The sequence below is a fragment of the Nonomuraea glycinis genome (assembly GCF_035920485.1).
Taxonomy (GTDB): Bacteria; Actinomycetota; Actinomycetes; order Streptosporangiales; family Streptosporangiaceae; genus Nonomuraea; species Nonomuraea glycinis.
The window spans coordinates 7,905,182-7,921,403 of record NZ_CP109166.1 but is presented as its reverse complement, the minus strand read 5'-3'; the positions used below and the strand labels follow the sequence as shown (position 1 = coordinate 7,921,403).

13 protein-coding genes are annotated in these 16,222 nt (G+C 72.6%); 7 read left to right on the top strand and 6 right to left on the bottom strand.

What is annotated here, in order from left to right; all coding sequences use genetic code 11:
• Positions 1–66 precede the first annotated feature (66 nt).
• The 3 genes from OHA68_RS37345 to OHA68_RS37335 form a co-directional block, all read right to left on the bottom strand.
• Positions 67–600: a dihydrofolate reductase family protein gene (locus tag OHA68_RS37345; protein ID WP_327104463.1), complete on the bottom strand. Its 534-nt coding sequence runs from the start codon at positions 598–600 to the stop codon at positions 67–69.
• 7 nt (positions 601–607) lie between these two features.
• Positions 608–778: a hypothetical protein gene (locus OHA68_RS37340; protein WP_327104462.1), complete on the bottom strand. Its 171-nt coding sequence runs from the start codon at positions 776–778 to the stop codon at positions 608–610.
• Positions 779–841: 63 nt separating this feature from the next.
• A complete protein-coding gene (locus OHA68_RS37335; RefSeq protein WP_327104461.1) occupies positions 842–1,603 on the bottom strand; it encodes an SDR family NAD(P)-dependent oxidoreductase in 762 nt (253 codons plus the stop codon).
• Positions 1,604–1,718: 115 nt separating this feature from the next.
• Here OHA68_RS37335 and OHA68_RS37330 point away from each other — a divergent pair, with 115 nt between their 5' ends.
• Positions 1,719–4,007, top strand: a complete 2,289-nt coding sequence (locus OHA68_RS37330) for a HelD family protein (protein ID WP_327104460.1) — start codon at positions 1,719–1,721, stop codon at positions 4,005–4,007.
• Between the two features lie 13 nt (positions 4,008–4,020).
• Here OHA68_RS37330 and OHA68_RS37325 read toward each other — a convergent pair whose 3' ends face one another.
• The gene (locus tag OHA68_RS37325; RefSeq protein WP_327104459.1) at positions 4,021–4,467 is read right to left on the bottom strand and encodes a MarR family winged helix-turn-helix transcriptional regulator; all 447 of its coding nucleotides are present in this window, start codon (positions 4,465–4,467) and stop codon (positions 4,021–4,023) included.
• 107 nt (positions 4,468–4,574) lie between these two features.
• On the opposite strand from OHA68_RS37325, the gene OHA68_RS37320 reads away from it, so the two are divergent.
• From OHA68_RS37320 to OHA68_RS37305, 4 genes are all read left to right on the top strand, one after another.
• Positions 4,575–7,811 (top strand): efflux RND transporter permease subunit, encoded by a 3,237-nt coding sequence (locus tag OHA68_RS37320; protein ID WP_327104458.1) that lies wholly within the window; start codon positions 4,575–4,577, stop codon positions 7,809–7,811.
• Between the two features lie 81 nt (positions 7,812–7,892).
• The gene (purB, locus tag OHA68_RS37315) at positions 7,893–9,323 is read left to right on the top strand and encodes an adenylosuccinate lyase (RefSeq protein WP_327104457.1); all 1,431 of its coding nucleotides are present in this window, start codon (positions 7,893–7,895) and stop codon (positions 9,321–9,323) included.
• 216 nt (positions 9,324–9,539) lie between these two features.
• Complete coding sequence (locus tag OHA68_RS37310) at positions 9,540–10,292, top strand: GNAT family N-acetyltransferase (RefSeq protein ID WP_327104456.1); 753 nt, start codon at positions 9,540–9,542, stop codon at positions 10,290–10,292.
• Positions 10,293–10,465: 173 nt separating this feature from the next.
• Positions 10,466–11,524, top strand: coding sequence for a DUF4037 domain-containing protein (locus OHA68_RS37305; protein ID WP_189140646.1), 1,059 nt, complete (start codon positions 10,466–10,468; stop codon positions 11,522–11,524).
• An 86-nt stretch (positions 11,525–11,610) separates the two neighbouring features.
• On the opposite strand, the gene OHA68_RS37300 is transcribed toward OHA68_RS37305, so the two are convergent.
• Both OHA68_RS37300 and OHA68_RS37295 read right to left on the bottom strand, forming a co-directional pair.
• The gene (locus OHA68_RS37300) at positions 11,611–11,811 is read right to left on the bottom strand and encodes a TetR/AcrR family transcriptional regulator C-terminal domain-containing protein (protein ID WP_327104455.1); all 201 of its coding nucleotides are present in this window, start codon (positions 11,809–11,811) and stop codon (positions 11,611–11,613) included.
• A gap of 84 nt (positions 11,812–11,895) precedes the next feature.
• Positions 11,896–14,982: a BTAD domain-containing putative transcriptional regulator gene (locus tag OHA68_RS37295; protein ID WP_327104454.1), complete on the bottom strand. Its 3,087-nt coding sequence runs from the start codon at positions 14,980–14,982 to the stop codon at positions 11,896–11,898.
• A gap of 72 nt (positions 14,983–15,054) precedes the next feature.
• Between OHA68_RS37295 and OHA68_RS37290 the strand changes: the two genes are divergently transcribed.
• Together OHA68_RS37290 and OHA68_RS37285 are read left to right on the top strand one after the other, a co-directional pair.
• Positions 15,055–15,645, top strand: a complete 591-nt coding sequence (locus tag OHA68_RS37290; RefSeq protein ID WP_189140648.1) for an NADPH-dependent FMN reductase — start codon at positions 15,055–15,057, stop codon at positions 15,643–15,645.
• A complete protein-coding gene (locus OHA68_RS37285) occupies positions 15,642–16,187 on the top strand; it encodes a dihydrofolate reductase family protein (RefSeq protein ID WP_327104453.1) in 546 nt (181 codons plus the stop codon). Before OHA68_RS37290 ends, OHA68_RS37285 begins: the two co-directional genes overlap by 4 nt.
• The last annotated feature ends 35 nt before the right edge of the window (positions 16,188–16,222 follow it).

The window sequence follows — 16,222 nt, the reverse complement described above, 5'->3', positions numbered from 1 at the left end:
CCACTTTCCCGCAGAATGTCCGGCAAATCCAGGGGTCCGCGGGTCCGGAAGGCCCGGGTCCGCGCGTCAGGAGTCGACGGTGTAGGTGGACTGGACGACGCCCGCGCCGAACACCTGGGTGAACCGGTGGGTGAGCGAGACGTCGCCGTCGAGCGGGCCGAACAGCGGCAGGCCGGTGCCCAGCAGGACGGGCACCGTGGTGATGGTCAGATCGTGGATCAGTCCCGCCCGCAGGAACGAGCGGATCACCTGGCCGCCGTCGGCGTAGACGCGCTTGACCCCGCTCTCGGCCAGCCCCTCGATGAGCCGGTCGAGGTCGCGGTAGACGGTGACGCGCGGGTCCGCGCCGGGCTCCAGGCGGGTGCTGAGCACGGCGACCCGCATCCCTTCGTACGGCCAGGAGTCGAACCTCAGCCCCGCCTCGTAGGTGCCCCGGCCCATCACGACGGCGTCGACGCCGGCGATGAACTCCTGGTAGCCGAGGTCCTCGCCGGCGGCCTCGCCCCGGCTGGTGAGCCAGGCGAGGTCACCGTCGGGCCGGGCGATGAAGCCGTCGAGGCTGGTGCCGATGAACACCGAGGCGGTGAACGGTGTGGTCATGGTCGTCTCACTTCCCGCCGTCGGCCCGGTAGGGGCGCAGCGTCTGGTCGGGCCGTGCCGCCCGACCGCTCGCGCGGCGGCCCCCAGGATCGCCTCGTCGCTGGTCGTACGCGGTCGCGCCACGGACACCCCCGTTCGTCACCGGAGGCTCGCCACCGTACTCCGGCAGCGCCGTCATGGTAAATGATCGTACATTTATGAACTGGATCGTACGGATCTACTTTGTAAAGCGCCAGGCGGCTCAGTGCACGAAGAAGCCGCCGTCGACGAACAGCATCTGGCCAGTGACGAACGCGCTGGCGTCGCCGGCCAGGAAGACGGCGGCGCCGGCGAAGTCCTGCGGCAGCCCGTTGCGGCCGGCCATGTGCCGGGCGGCCATGTGCTCGACGCGGCCGGGGACGGCCTGGGCGGGCTCGGTGAGCGGGGTGAGCACGAAGCCGGGGATGATCGTGTTGACGCACACGCCGCGCGGCGACCAGGCCTCGGCCTGCGAACGGGTCAGCCCGCCGAGGGCGGCCTTGGCGGCGCCGTACACGCCGCTGTCGCCGAAGGCGCTGACGGTCTGCTGGGAGCCGATGTTGATGATGCGGCCCCAGCCGCGCTCGGCCATGCGCGGGCCGAAGTGCTGGCCGAGCAGGAAGGGGGCGGTGAGGTTGACCGCGATGGTCTGCTCGTAGTCGTCGGCGGTGAGCTCGGCCATGGGTTTGCGGATGTTGTTGGCGGCGTCGTTGACCAGGATGTCGATCCGGCCGGCCGTCGCGCAGACCCGCTCGACCGCCTGCCGGTCGCCCAGGTCGGCGCTGATGCTGAGGGCTCGCACGCCGTGCCCGCCGAGCCGCTCGACGGCCTGGTCGAGCTCGGCCTGCCTGCGCGCCACGATCACCACCTCCGCGCCGGCCCGCCCGAGGGCCTCGGCGATGGCGAGGCCGATGCCGGAGCTGCCGCCGGTCACGAGGGCGCGCCGGCCGGCGAGGGAGAACAGATCCTGGAGGTAGTCGGTCACGACCGGAGAAGGTAGCACGGACGCGCGCTCGACCCTTGCCCGAGGAGCACGCGAAAGGTACGCTGAACCGCCCGTCACCAAAAGGCAACCGTCCCACTAGGGAGTATAGCAGCTAATGGCTAATCGTCAAGATGCTCTTGCTGAAGCCCTTGACACCGAACAGCGTGTCGTCTCGGCGCTGTACGACCGGCTCGACCAGGCCAGGACGCGCGCGCGGGCGACGCTGCGCCAGGTGCACGGCCTGGGCGGCGCGAGCGGCAGCCGCCAGGCCATGGTGGAGCGCGAGGTGATGGCGTCGGAGCAGGCCAGGCGGCTGGCGCAGCTGCACGCCGTCGAGCGCGGCCTGTGCTTCGGCCGGATCGACGACCGCTCGGGCCGGACCGTCTACGTCGGCCGGATCGGGCTGCGGGACGAGGAGCACGAGTCGGTGCTGATCGACTGGCGGGCCCCGGCCGCCCGCGCCTTCTACGTCGCCACGGCCACCGACCCCGGCGCCGTGCTGCGCCGCCGCCACCTGCACACCCGGGACCGCCAGGTGGTGGGGCTCGACGACGAGGTGTTCGACCTGGCGGGGCTGAGCGACGGCGACCGACGCACGCTGGTGGGCGAGGCGGCCCTGCTGGCGGCGCTGCGCCGGGGCAGGACGGGCCGGATGGGCGACGTGGTGGCCACCATCCAGACCGAGCAGGACCGGGTGATCCGCGCCTCCATGCAGGGCGCCCTGGTGGTGCAGGGCGGGCCCGGCACCGGCAAGACGGTGGCCGCCCTGCACCGCGCCGCCTACCTCCTCTACACCCACCGCGCCACGCTGGAGCGCCGCGGCGTGCTGGTGGTGGGCCCGAACGCGATGTTCCTGCGCTACATCGGCCAGGTGCTGCCCGCGCTGGGGGAGACGCAGGTGGTGATGGCCACGCTCGGGGAGCTGTTCCCGGGGGTGCGCGCCACCGCCGCCGACGAGCCGCGGGCCGCGGTGGTCAAGGGCGACGCCCGGATGGCCGCCGTGGTGGCCGGGGCGGTGCGGGAGCGACAGCGGGTGCCCGACGGGGACCTGGAGGTGGTGACCGACGGGCTCACGCTGCGGGTGCCGTACGAGGTGTGCGCGGGGTTGCGGGCGCGCGCGCAGGCGGTGCGCCTGCCGCACAACATGGCACGCAAGCTGTACGTCCTGGAGATGCTCAAGGAGCTGGCCCTGGCCGAGGCGCGGGCGCTGGAGGCCTCGCTGCGGCTGGAGGAGATGGAGCTGGAGGACCCGGAGCTGGCCGGGCCGCTGGATCTGGAGGGGGAGCTGGACGAGGTCGACCTGCGGCTGAACGGGCGGCGGCTGTGGGCGGAGCCGGAGGTGCGCCGGGCGCTCGACGCGCTGTGGCCGGAGCTGACGCCGCAGCGGCTGATCGCGTGGCTGCTGGCCTCGCCGCGGACGCTGCGGGCGCTCGTACCGCCGGGGCTGGACTGGCGGGCGCTGGTGCGGCCGGCGGACGCCGCCTGGACGGTGGACGACGTGCCGCTGCTGGACGAGGCCGCCGAGCTGCTGGGCGAGGACGACTCGGCCGAGCGGGAGGCGAGCAGGCGGCGGCGCGAGGACTGGCAGGAGCAGGAGCTGTACGCCGCGGAGGTGCTGGAGTCGACGGGACTGGCGCGGGAGGGCATCTTCCAGCGGGCGGAGGTGCTGGCCGAGCGGCACGCCGACGACGGGGAGGAGCTGAGCACCGCGGACCGGGCCGCGCGCGACCGGACGTGGGCGTACGGGCATGTGATCGTGGACGAGGCGCAGGAGCTGTCGGCGATGGCGTGGCGGCTGGTCATGCGCCGGGTGCCGGCCAAGTCACTGACGGTCGTGGGCGACATCGCGCAGACGGGTTCGGCGGCGGGCGCCCGGTCGTGGGGCGAGGTGCTGGACCCCTACCTGGAGGGGCGCTGGCGGCAGGAGCGGCTGGAGGTGAACTACCGGACCCCGGCCGAGATCATGCGGGTGGCGGCCGACGTCCTGCGCGCGATCGATCCGGCGCTGCGGCCGCCGGAGTCGGTGCGCGAGGGGGAGGCCGAGCCGCGTGCGGTCCGTTCTGGCGTGGCGGGCCTGCCGGGTGTCGTGGCGCGGGAGCTGGCGGCGATCGGCGAGGGCCGGCTCGGCGTGGTGACCTCCGATGCCGTGCACGGGCGGGTGGCGGCGCTGTTCCCGGACGGCGGTCTGGACGCGCCGGTGACGGTGCTGACGGTGACGCAGGCCAAGGGGCTGGAGTTCGACGGGGTCGTGGTGGTGGACCCGGCGGGGATCATGGCGCAGTCGCCGATGGGGACGCGGGACCTGTACGTGGCGATCACCCGGGCGACCAGGCGGCTGACGGTGGTCCACGAGGGCGAGCCGCCCGCGCTGCTGGACCGCCTCGTCAAGGAATCTACAATGTAAAGGCGCCGGCCGGTCACGTCCCGTACAGATCCTCGGCGACCTCGCGCATGCGATGGCTGACCTTGCTCAGGCAGTGGAGCATGTCGGTGTCGAGGTAGTTCATGATCGACTGGTATTGCTGCAGGCCGGCGTCGTTGATCTGCTCGACGAGCTTCAGACCGGCCGGGGTGAGCTCGACCCGGCGCACGCGGCGGTCGTGCGGGTCCTCGTGCCGGCTGACGAGGCCGTGGGCGACCAGCCGGTCCACGATGCCGGTGACCGTGCCGAGCGCGACGCCGAGGTGATGGGACAGCTCCTGGCCGGTGGCCGAGCCGCTCACCGACACCATCATGACCACCATGAGCTGGCGCATCGTCAGGTTGGAGGAGAACAGGGGAGACTGCAGCCGGGAGAAGGCCTTGACGATGCCGCGCTGGTTTTCGAGGATCCGCCGGGTCAGTTCTTCACGTTCGTCGTTCACATTCGCCTCTCGTTCCTGAGAAGGTTATCAGGAAAGTCACGTCGTCCTAATATTTCGTTCAAGGCGAAGTGTTAGTCTCTGGGCAATATATTTTCGAAGGGACGCCGATGACCGCACTCGCCCGGTTAAGCCTCGCCAATCGCAGTCTTGTGATCTTGCTCGCGGTGGTGCTGACCGCCTTCGGCGCGTTCACGATCCCGCAGCTCAAGCAGCAGTTGCTGCCCTCCCTGTCCTTCCCGGGCGCGTTCGTGGTGGCGTCCTACCCCGGCGCTTCGCCGGACATCGTCGAAGAGCAGGTCACCCAGCCGATCGAGGACTCCTTCCAGGGCCTGGACGGCATGGAGACGCTGACCTCGACCTCCAAGGAGGGCCTGGCGCAGATCCAGGTGGCCTTCGCGTTCGGCACCGACATCGAGGCGTCGGTGAACAAGATGCAGCAGGCGGTGTCCCGGATCCAGGGCCGGCTGCCGGCCAATGTCGAGCCGCAGGTGGTGGCGGGCAACACCGACGACATCCCCGTGCTGGTGCTGAGCGTGGGCGACGGCGGCGATCCCCGCGCGATGGCCGACGAGCTGCGCAAGATCATGGTGCCGGAGCTGCAGGCCGTCGACGGAGTGCGCGAGGTCCAGGTCACCGGCATCCGCGACGAGGTGGTGACGATCACCCCCGACGTGAAGAAGATGGCACTGGCCGGGGTGTCGCCGGCGCAGATCCCCGAGGTGCTGCGGGCCAACGGCACGCCGATCCCGGCGGGCGCGCTGGTCGACGACGGCAAGTCCCTGACGGTGCAGGTGGGCACGCGGGTCGACTCGCTCGCCAAGCTGCGCGGCCTCTACCTGACGCCGGCCCAGCCGCAGGCCCAGCCCCAGCAGCCCCAGCAGTCCCAGCCGCAGCAGGCCCGCCCCGGCCAGCCGCAGGCTCAGGCACAGACGCAGGCTCAGGCGCAGCCGGTGGTCAAGCCCAAGCCGCTCAAGCCGGTGAAACTGGGCGACGTGGCCACGATCGAGCGTGACCTGGCCGACGCCACCACCATCACCCGCACCGACGGCAAGACCAGCCTCGGCGTGTCGGTGACGATGGCACCCGACGGCAACGCGGTGGCGATCTCGCACGACATCGCCGCGAAGCTGCCCGAGCTCGGCCGGGCGCTCGGCGACAGCTCCGACAAGGCGGTGGAGGTCGTCTTCGACCAGGGCCCGTACGTGGAGGAGTCGATCGAGAGCCTCACCACCGAGGGCCTGCTCGGCCTGGGCTTCGCGGTGCTGGTCATCCTGGTCTTCCTGCTGTCGGTGCGCTCCACCGTGGTGACCGCGGTGTCCATCCCGCTGTCGGTCGTGATCGCGCTGATCGCCCTGTGGGCGGGCGACTACTCCCTCAACATGCTGACGCTCGGCGCGCTGACGATCGCGGTCGGGCGGGTGGTGGACGACTCGATCGTGGTGCTGGAGAACATCAAACGCCACCTCAGCTACGGCGAGGCGAAACAGTCCGCCATCCTCGCCGGTGTGCGCGAGGTGTCCGGCGCGGTGACAGCGTCCACGCTGACGACGGTCGCGGTGTTCGCGCCGATCGCCATCGTGGGCGGCATGGTGGGCGAGCTGTTCAGCCCGTTCGCGATCACCGTCGCGGTCGCGCTGCTGGCCTCGCTGGTGGTGTCGCTGACGGTGGTGCCGGTGATGGCGTACTGGTTCCTCAAGGCGCCCGACCTGACGCCGGAGCAGGCCCGCGCCCAGCGGGACGCCGCCGAGGCCAAGGAGCTGCGCAGCCCCCTGCAGCGCGCCTACCTGCCGGTGCTGCGCTTCGCCACCCGCTTCAAGCTGGTGACGGTGCTGATCGGAGTGGCGGTGATGGTCGGCACCATCGCGCTGGCCGGCGGCCTGCGCACCAACTTCCTGGACTCCTCCGGCCAGAACACGATCTCGCTCAGCCAGCGGATGCCCGTCGGCAGCGACCTGGCGACCACCGACAAGGCCGCCGCCAAGGTCGAGGACGTCCTGGCCGGCCTCGACACGGTGGAGTCCTACCAGGTGAACGTGGGCGGCGGCAACGCCATGATGGGCGGCACCGGCGGCGGCGCCGACCGGGCCTCCTACTCGGTGACGCTCAAGGAGGACGCCGACACGCCCCAGGTGGAGCAGCAACTCCGCGACAAGCTCGCCACCCTGTCGGGCATCGGCGAGGTCACCGTCGGCGGCGCCGGCGGAGGCGGCGGCGGGTTCTCCAGCGACACGGTGGACGTGATCGTGCGGGCCCCCGACACCGACGCGCTGCGCACGGCCGCCGACGCGGTCACCGCGGCGATGGGCCAGGTGACCGGACTGCGCGACGTGGCGTCCAACCTGGAGACCAGCGCCCCGCGCATCGAGGTCCGCGTCGACCGGGAGGAAGCCGCCGAGCGCGGCCTGTCGGAGGCGCAGATCGGCCAGGCGGTGGCGCAGGCGTTCCGCGGCGCGCCGCTGGGCGAACTCACCCTCGACGGCCGGGCCAGCGACCTGGTGCTGCGCGGCGGCGACGCGCCGGAGAACGTCAAGGCGGTCAAGGACCTGGAGCTGGCGACCGCCGCCGGCATGGTGAAACTGTCCACGGTGGCCGACGTCGAGCAGGTCGCCGGTCCCACCCAGATCACCAGGATCGACGGCGAACGCTCGGCGACGGTGTCGGCCAAGGCGTCCGCCGCCGACCTGGGCGCCGTCACCCAGACCCTGACCACCAAGCTCGACGGGCTCGGCCTGGCCGCCGGCTCGTCGTACGAGATCGGCGGCGCGTCCGCCGACCAGGAGGACGCCTTCGCGGATCTGGGGCTGGCGATGCTGGCCGCCATCGCGATCGTGTTCATGATCATGGTGGCGACGTTCCGGAGCTTCGTGCAGCCGCTCATCCTGCTGGTGTCGATCCCGTTCGCGGCGACCGGCGCGGTGGGCCTGCTGGTGGCGACGGACACGGCGATGGGCGTCCCCGCGCTGATCGGCATGCTCATGCTGATCGGCATCGTGGTGACGAACGCGATCGTGCTGATCGACCTGATCAACCAGTACCGGGACCAGGGCATGGGCATCGTGGAAGCGGTGATCGAAGGCGGCCGCCGCAGACTGCGGCCGATCCTGATGACCGCGATCGCGACCATCTGCGCCCTGATCCCGATGGCGCTCGGCGTGACCGGCTCGGGCGGGTTCATCTCCCAGCCGCTGGCGATCGTGGTGATCGGCGGCCTGGTCACCTCGACGCTGCTCACGCTCGTCCTGGTGCCGACGCTCTACACGATGGTCGAGCGGGGCAAGGAGCGGCTGCGCCGCACCCCCGCCCCCGCCCAGCCCGAGGCCAAGGTGCTGACGCCGACGTCATGACCCCCGCCCCTGCCGGGGCGCCGTCCGCCCGTACGACCTGCGTGCCGTACGGGCGGACACGGGTGCATACACTTGTCCGACGTGACTTCCAAGCCGCTTATCCCCGATGTTCTGGCCGCCCGATACGCCTCGCCCGAGCTGGCCCGCCTGTGGTCGCCCGCATACAAGGTGGTCGCGGAGCGGCGGCTGTGGCTGGCGGTCCTGCGCGCCCAGGCCGAGCTCGGCGTGGCGGTCCCCGAGCAGGCGATCGGCGACTACGACAAGGTCGTCGACCAGGTCGACCTGGCCTCGATCGCCGAGCGGGAGCGGGTGACGCGCCACGACGTCAAGGCGCGCATCGAGGAGTTCAACGCGCTGGCCGGGCACGAGCAGGTGCACAAGGGCATGACCTCCCGTGACCTGACGGAGAACGTCGAGCAGCTGCAGGTGCGCGACAGCCTCCTGCTGGCCCGCGACCGCGTCGTCGCCCTGCTGGCCCGCCTCACCGCGCTGGCCACCGAGCACGAGGCCACCGTGCTGGCCGGCCGCTCGCACAACGTGGCGGCGCAGGCCACCACCCTCGGCAAGCGGTTCGCCTCCGCCGCCGACGAGCTGCTCGTCGCCTACCGCAGGCTGGACGAGCTCATCGCCCGCTACCCGCTGCGCGGCGTCAAGGGCCCGGTCGGCACCGCCCAGGACATGCTGGACCTGCTGGGCGGCGACGCGGGCAAGCTCGCCGAGCTGGAGGACCGGGTGGCCGGCCACCTGGGCTTCCCCCACCGCTTCACCAGCGTCGGCCAGGTCTATCCCCGCTCGCTCGACTACGAGGTGGTCACCGCCCTGGTCCAGCTCGCCGCCGCCCCCTCCTCCCTCGCCAAGACCATCCGGCTGATGGCCGGGCACGAGCTGGTCACCGAGGGGTTCAAGGAGGGTCAGGTCGGCTCCTCGGCGATGCCCCACAAGATGAACACCCGCTCCTGCGAACGCGTCAACGGCCTGACCGTGGTGCTGCGCGGCTACGCCTCCATGGTCGGGGAGCTGGCCGGCGACCAGTGGAACGAGGGCGACGTGTCCTGCTCGGTGGTGCGCCGGGTGGCGCTGCCGGACGCGTTCTTCGCCTTCGACGGGCTGATGGAGACGATGCTGACGGTCCTGGACGAGTTCGGCGCGTTCCCGGCGGTGATCTCCGCCGAGCTCGACCGCTACCTGCCGTTCCTGGCCACGACCAAGATGCTGATGGCGGCCGTCCGGTCCGGGATGGGCCGCGAGCAGGCCCACGAGCTGATCAAGGAGCACGCGGTCGGGTCGGCGCTGGCGATGCGCTCGCGCGGCGCCGCCAACGAGCTGCTCGACCGGCTGGCCGCCGACGACCGCTTCCCCCTGGACCGGCCGGCGCTGGACGCTTTGCTGGCGGACCGGGTGTCGTTCACCGGCGCGGCGGCCGGCCAGGTGGCGGCCGTGTCCGAGCAGGTGGGGCACGTGGTGGCCGCTCACCCGGACGCGGCCGCCTATCGGCCGGGCGCGATCCTGTGACCGACCGGCTCGCCCCGTCCCGGCACGGACTCCCGCCCGTCCGGCTCACCCTGTTCCAGTACGGACTCCCGCCTGTTCGGGTCGTCCCCCCAGCGCGCCCGTCGGGGTTGGGCCTTCGGGGTGAGCTTCCGGCTGCCGGTCTCCTGATGGGCGGGTTCGCCATGGAGCCTGGGGAGGCGGGTTGATCCACTTCGCCACGGAGGCCGGGGAGGCGGGTTGATCCACGAGTTCACCGGCCTGGCGGAGCTGCGGGCCGCTTGCGATGACGACCTGCTGGTGTGGGCGGCGCAGGATCTGACCGGCCGGGCGCGGGCCTGGGCGTTCGGCGACGCGGTGGTGGCCGCCGCCCCGGACATCTCCCGCGGCGACCGGCTCGCCGTCCTGGGCGGCACGCGTACGGCCCCCGCGGTGGAGCTGGTGCGGCACGCGCTCGCCGAGCTGGGGCCCGGCTACCGCCCGTTCGGGGAGCGGGAGCTGATGAGGCGGGTGACGGGGGAGCTGACCGGGCTGACGGTCGCGGGCGAGTTCTCCTGGATGAGCCTCACCCGCCTTCCGCCCCCGGCCCCCCACCCCGCCTGGGACGCCGGGCCGGTCGGCTGGCTGGACGAGGGGGACGACGAGCAGGTGGCGGCGCTGCTCGCCCGGCACGCGCCCGGATCGTACGCGGTCCCGGGGGCCGTGGGGGTGCGGCGGTGGGCCGGGGTGCGGATCGACGGGATGCCGGCGTCGGTCGCGGCCGAGGCCTGGTCGGCGCCGTCGGTGGGGTTCCTCGCCGGGGTGGCCACGGCGGCGCGATGGCGGGGACAGGGGATGGCGGAACGGGTGTGCCGGTGGGTGTCGCGGGAACTGGTCGCCGCGCACGGGCGGGCCGCCCTGATGGTCGACGACGACAACCTCACGGCCATCGCCGTCTACGAGCGCCTCGGCTACCGCCGCCGCCCCGTGCTCGCTTCGTACGTCATCGCCTGAGGTCGGTCTGCTGTGCCGGCTTCGTCCGTCATTGGCGGAGGTTCACCGTACGTCACCGCCTGAGGTTCGCCCCCGTGCCGGCTTCGTACGCCATGACCTGCGGTTGACCGCCCGCTGACCTGGCCGCACGTAAATCGGATGAGCTTCGCGGAGTGGTCAGGCACAGTGGACGAATGATGACCGATTTCGTACCTGGTATCGAACTGTCCCGTGCCTTTTACGCCGAGGCGGTGGCGCCGCTGCTGGCCGGGGTGCCGCACAGTGCCGCGTTGATCGGGCCGGGCTCAGAGGTGCTGTCCTTCGACACGAGCCGGTCCGCCGATCACGACTGGGGCCCCCGGGTGCTGGTCTTCGTCCCCGATGGGCTGGTGACCGCCGTCGAGGCCGAGGTCGCCGCCGGGCTGCCCGCGCGTTTCCGAGGCTTGGCCACCGTGTTCGACTACCACGGCGAGGTACGGCCCGGCGTCGTGGTCGCCGAGCTGGGGGAGTGGCTGGCGGGGCAGCTCGGGTTCGACCCGCGCCGGGGCATGTCGCTGCTGGACTGGCTGTCGGTGCCGTGGCAGCGCCTGGCCGAGGTGACCCAGGGCGACGTGTTCCACGACGGGCTGGCGGACGAGCCGTCCTCGGCGGGCGGGCTGGAGGCGGTCCGGCGGGCGTTGCGCTGGTATCCCGAGGACGTGTGGCGTTACGTCCTCGCCTGTCAGTGGCGGCGCATCGCTCAGGAGGAGCCGTTCCCCGGCCGCTGCGGCGAGGTGGGCGACGAGCTCGGCTCGGCCGTCGAGGGGGCACGGCTGGCCCGGGACGTGATGCGCCTGGCGCTGCTGCTGCGCCGGCGCTACCCGCCGTACGCCAAATGGCTCGGCAGCGCGCTGGCCCGGATGCCCGGCTCCACCGAGCTGGGGGAGTCCCTCGGGGCGGCGCTGGCGGCCCGGTCGTGGTGGGATCGGCAGGACGGCCTGTCGGACGCGTACACCCGGCTGGCGGCGCTGCAGAACCGGATCGGGCTGGCCGGGCGGCTCGACGAGCGGGTGCGCGGCTTCCACGACCGGCCGTTCCAGGTGATCGGCGGCGACCGGTTCGCCGACGCGCTGATGGCCGGGGTCTCCGACCCGGTGATCAAGCAGTTGCCGCCGGTGGGATGCGTCGACCAGCTCTCCGACTCCGTCGACCTGCTCGTACGGCCGGGCAGCGCCCGGACGGTGACCGCCGCGGCCCTGGGCCTCACCGCCTGACCCCCGGCCGAGCTCGGCGGCGGGACCTCGCGGCCGCCGCCGGTGCGCGCCGGGCAGGCCGCGGATGTCCCTCACACCCCGACCTTCTATGAAGCATCGGGTACGGCGACGGCCCCGGGGCCCGGGTCGTGGAAGCCGGACACGAGGCGGGCGCCGTCGCGGTGGGCCGGCATGATCTCGCGGGTGCCGGCCGCGACGGCGCGCAGCCGCTCGTCCCAGCTGCCGTCGAGGGGTGCAGCGGCGCCGTCCGGCGGGGTCACCAGGTGCGCGACCATGGCGTCCAGCAAGTCACCGCGCTCATCCCCACGCTCCTCTTCGACTCGTCCGCGACCTGGCCGAGACCGTCCAGGAGTACGCGCCGCTGCGTGACTTCATGTGATCGTCTCGTCCAGGGTCTGGTGGCGGCCGGCGGCGTACTCAGCGGTGAAGATCTCGACACCCAGGATCCGGCGGCACGTCGCGGCGATCCGGTCGGCGTCGGCACGTTCCGCCGGGGACCGGGGGAGGGCGGTGGCCTCGCGGGACGCGGCCGCCGCACCGAGGAGCCGGGCGGCGTGGGCGTGGGCGCCCGCGAGGGCCACGGCCCCGGCCAGGCCCTCCGCGGCGGCGACCGCGCTGTGCGGGGAGTCGAGCTTGCGTGCCGCGCCGTACGCCTCCAGGTGCAGGGCGCGGGCGGCCTCGGCGTCGCCGCGTTCCTCGGCGGTGAAGCCCAGCTCGACCAGGACCATCGAGAGGTACAGGGGCTCGGCGCCGCCTCCTGACCTCGCCCGCCGTACCAGGTTGCCGAGGTGTTTCTCGGCGAGATCGAGCTCGCCCCGACGGCGGGCGGCGTAGCCGAGGCCGATCTCGGCGAGGATCTCGCCGCCCGCGTAGTCCTGCTCCGTGGCGAGGCGGAGGGCGCGCTCGCACAGCTTCCAGGCTGTCGCGTAGTCGCCGCGTTGCACGTGGGTCCAGCCGAGCCAGGCGAGTTGACCGCTGACCTCCGGCCACAGGCCCAGCTCCTCCGCCCTGCGCACGCCTTCCTCGTGCAGCCTGGCGGCGCGGTCGCTGTCGCCGGTCAGCTCGGCCAGGCCGCCCAGCCAGCCCGACGCCTGCAGCTGACCCCATCGGTCGCCGAGCTCGGCGAACAGCTCCGCGCTTGTGGTCGCCGCCCGCTCGAGGACGGCCAGATCACCGCGTACGTGTGCGAACTGGGCGCGCGTGCTCAGCGCCGCCGCCTCGCCCCACCGGTCACCCGCGGCGCGCAGGGCCTCCAGAGCCCTGTCGAGCAGGTCTTCGGCGGCTTCCATCTCCCCCAGGTTCACCAGCGCGGAGGCCAGGAACCACGCGGCCCTGGCCCGCTCGCCCAGCTCCCCGGCGAGCACCTCCGCCGCCTGCTCCCGGTGTGCCTCCCACGCGGCACTCCCGCCCTTCAGCACGGAGACGCCCAGCAGCCACGCCCTCGCCGCGGACCGCCCCCCGCCGTCCGCTGCGGTGAGGGCGGTGTCGAGGGAGCGACCGGCTTCGGTCAGGCGGCCGCGGAGGTACCAGTACCAGGTGAGGGCTTGGGCGAGACGGAGGGACAGCTCCGGGTGGGCGCCGTCCACGACGGCGCGGAGGTTGGCGGCCTCCGCGTCGAGCAGGCCGAGCCACCGGCGCTGGCCGGGGCCGTGCAGGTGGGGGGCGGCTCGTTCAGCGAGTTCGGTGTAATAGGCGTGGTGCCGGTGCCGTACCTCGTGCAGGTCGCCCGCCTCGCGCATGCGGTCCACGCAGTAGGCGGCGACGGACTCCAGCAGGCGGAAGCGGTTTTCCGCCCTGGCCACCAGCGACCGGTCGACGAGGCGGGCGAGCAGGTCGAGGACGTCTTCGGCGGCCACGCCGTCGCCGGGGCACACGGCCTCGGCCGCCTCCAGGACGCACCCGTCGGCGTGCACGGCCAGGCGGCGCAGCACGAGCCGCTCCTGCTCGGTCAGCAGCTCCCAGCTCCAGTCGATCATGGCGGTCAGCGTCTTCTGGCGGGGAGGCGCGCCCCGATGCCCGGTCGCCAGCAGCCTGAAGCGGTCGTCCAGCCGGTCCACCAGGCCGTCCACGCCCAGCGCCCGCACCCTGGTGGCGGCCAGCTCCAGCGCCAGCGGGATCCCGTCCAGCCGCCTGCACAGCAGCGAGACGGCGGGGGCGGTCGTGTCGTCGAGCCGGAAATCGCTCTGCGCGGCCGCCGCCCTGGCCGCGAACAGCCGGACCGCGCTGCCGTGCTCCAGCGGCGGCACGTTCCACACCACCTCGCCGGGCAGCGCCAGCGGCTCCCTGCTCGTCGCCAGGATGCGGAGCTCCGGCGCGGCCCGCAGCAGCGCCTCCGCCAGGTCCGCGACCTGTTCCACGACGTGCTCGCAGTTGTCCAGCACCAGCAGCATCCGCCGGTTGCGCAGCGCCCGCGCCAGCCGGTCGCTCGCCGAGAGCGGCTCGCCGCCCGGGTCGCGGATCTCCATGACCGCCATCACGAGCTCGGCCACCTCGCCGGACCGGGGCATGGCGGCCAGCTCGACCAGCCAGACCCCGTCGGCGTGGGCGGAGACGAGCCGGCCCGCCGTCTCCACGGCCAGCCGCGTCTTGCCCACCCCGCCGGACCCGCAGAGCGTCACCAGCCGATGCGTGCCGAGCTGTGCGGCAACCGCGGCCACCGGCTCGTCCCGTCCGATCAGCTCGGTGAGCGGAGCGGGCAGGTTGGTGGCGCGCCGTACCGCCGGCGCGAGGTCAGGGTCCTGGGCGAGGATGGCCCGCTGCACCTCGGCCAGCTCGGGGCCGGGGTCCAGCCCGAGCTCCTCGCCGAGCCGTTCACGCAGGTCGGCGTAACTCTCCAGCGCCTCACTCTGCCGCCCGGCCCGATACAGGGCTTTCAGGTGTACGGCCCGCAGCCGCTCACGCAGCGGATGCCGCGCCACCAGGTCGCCCAGCTCCCCGGCGAGCAGGGCGTGCTCTCCCAGCTGCAGCCGGGCTTCGGCGTGCGCTTCCACGGCGGTCAGGCGCTGCTCCTCCAGCCGGGCGATCGCCGCCCTGGCGAACTCCTCGTCGGCGAAATCGGCGAACGCCGGGCCCCGCCACAGGGCCAGCGCGTCGGCCAGCAGCGCGGCCCGCGTTCCCAGGTCCTTCGCCGCCTGGGCCCGCCTGGTGAGCTCGGTGAACCGGCGCGCGTCCACCGCGTCCGCCTCCACCTGCAGCGAGTAGCCCGCGGGCCGGTGCGCCACCAGGCTCCGATCGCCCAGCGCCTTGCGCAGCTGCGAGACCCGGACCTGCAACGTGGCCGACGGCTGGGCGGGGGCGTCGTCTCCCCACAGGTCGTCGACCAGCCGATCGGCCGACACCGGGCGGCCCTCGTGCAGGAGCAGGTCGGCCAGGAGCGCGCGGACCTTCAGCCCACGGATCGTGACGGGCACGCCGTCCGCGTCCCACACCATCAGCGGGCCAAGCACCCCAAACCGCATGACCGTCACCCTATGCCGGAGCGGTAAGCGCGGTGGAAGGAACCGGTAAGGCCCGCCCAGCACAGTGGTCACATGGCAAGCGACGAACGGCTGCGGGTGGCGGTGATCATCGGTAGCACCAGAAGCGGCAGGTTCGGCCCGACGGTGGCCGAGTGGTTCGCCGCCCAGGCCCGCAGGCGCCGGGAGCTGGAGGTCGACGTCGTCGATCTGGCCGAGGCCCGGCTGCCCGACGTCCTCACCGACGAGGACGAGGAGCCGCCGGCCCAGGTACGGGCACTGGCTCCACGGCTGGCCGCGGCGGACGGCTTCGTGGTGGTGACCCCCGAGTACAACCACAGCTTCCCCGCACCGCTCAAGACCGCCATCGACTGGTACGACGCGGAGTGGCAGGCCAAACCGGTCGCTTTCGTGTCGTACGGAAGGGAGTCGGGCGGCCTGCACGCGGTCGCCCAGCTCCGTGAGATCTTCGCCGTGCTGCGGGCGGTGGCCGTCACCGAGGCGGTCAGCCTGCCCTGCTACTGGGATCTCTTCGACGCCGACGGCTCCTGGCCCAAACGGGGCGCGAGCTGCCATGCGGCGGCCGGAATCACGCTTGACCAGCTGTCATGGTGGGCCCGTGCGCTACGGGACGCCAGAAACGATCACCCCTGGAGAGAACAATGAGGAAAGTCATCGCGTCGACCTACGCCACGCTCGACGGCTACATCGACGACCCGCAGAACTGGTCGTTCGACTACCGGACGGACGATGCCAACCAGTACGCCCTGGACCTGATGCGCAGGTCGGACGCCTTGCTGTCGGGGCGGCTCACGTACGAGGGGTTCGCGTCGGTCTGGCCGACCAGGCCCAGCGACGAGTTCTCCGACCGGATCAACGGCATGCACCATTACGTGGTCAGCGACACTCTGGAGAAGGCCGACATCTGGGGCACCTCCACCATCATCAGGGGCGAGAACCTCGTCGAGGAGGTCACCGCGCTCAAGCAGCAGCCGGGCGGCGACATCATCATCTACGGCAACGGGCGGCTGACCGACGCGATGTCGCGGGCCGGGCTGCTCGACGAGTACCACCTGTGGGTGCACCCCCTCATCGTCGGTGAGGGTGAGCCGCTGTTCAGGCGCGAGTCGAAGACGAAACTGAAGCTGCTGGAGAACAGGACCTTCAGCTCCGGCCTGGTCATCCTGGTCTACCAGCCCGAACAGTAGACCAGCACGACCACCGCGAACCCGCCCCGATCAGC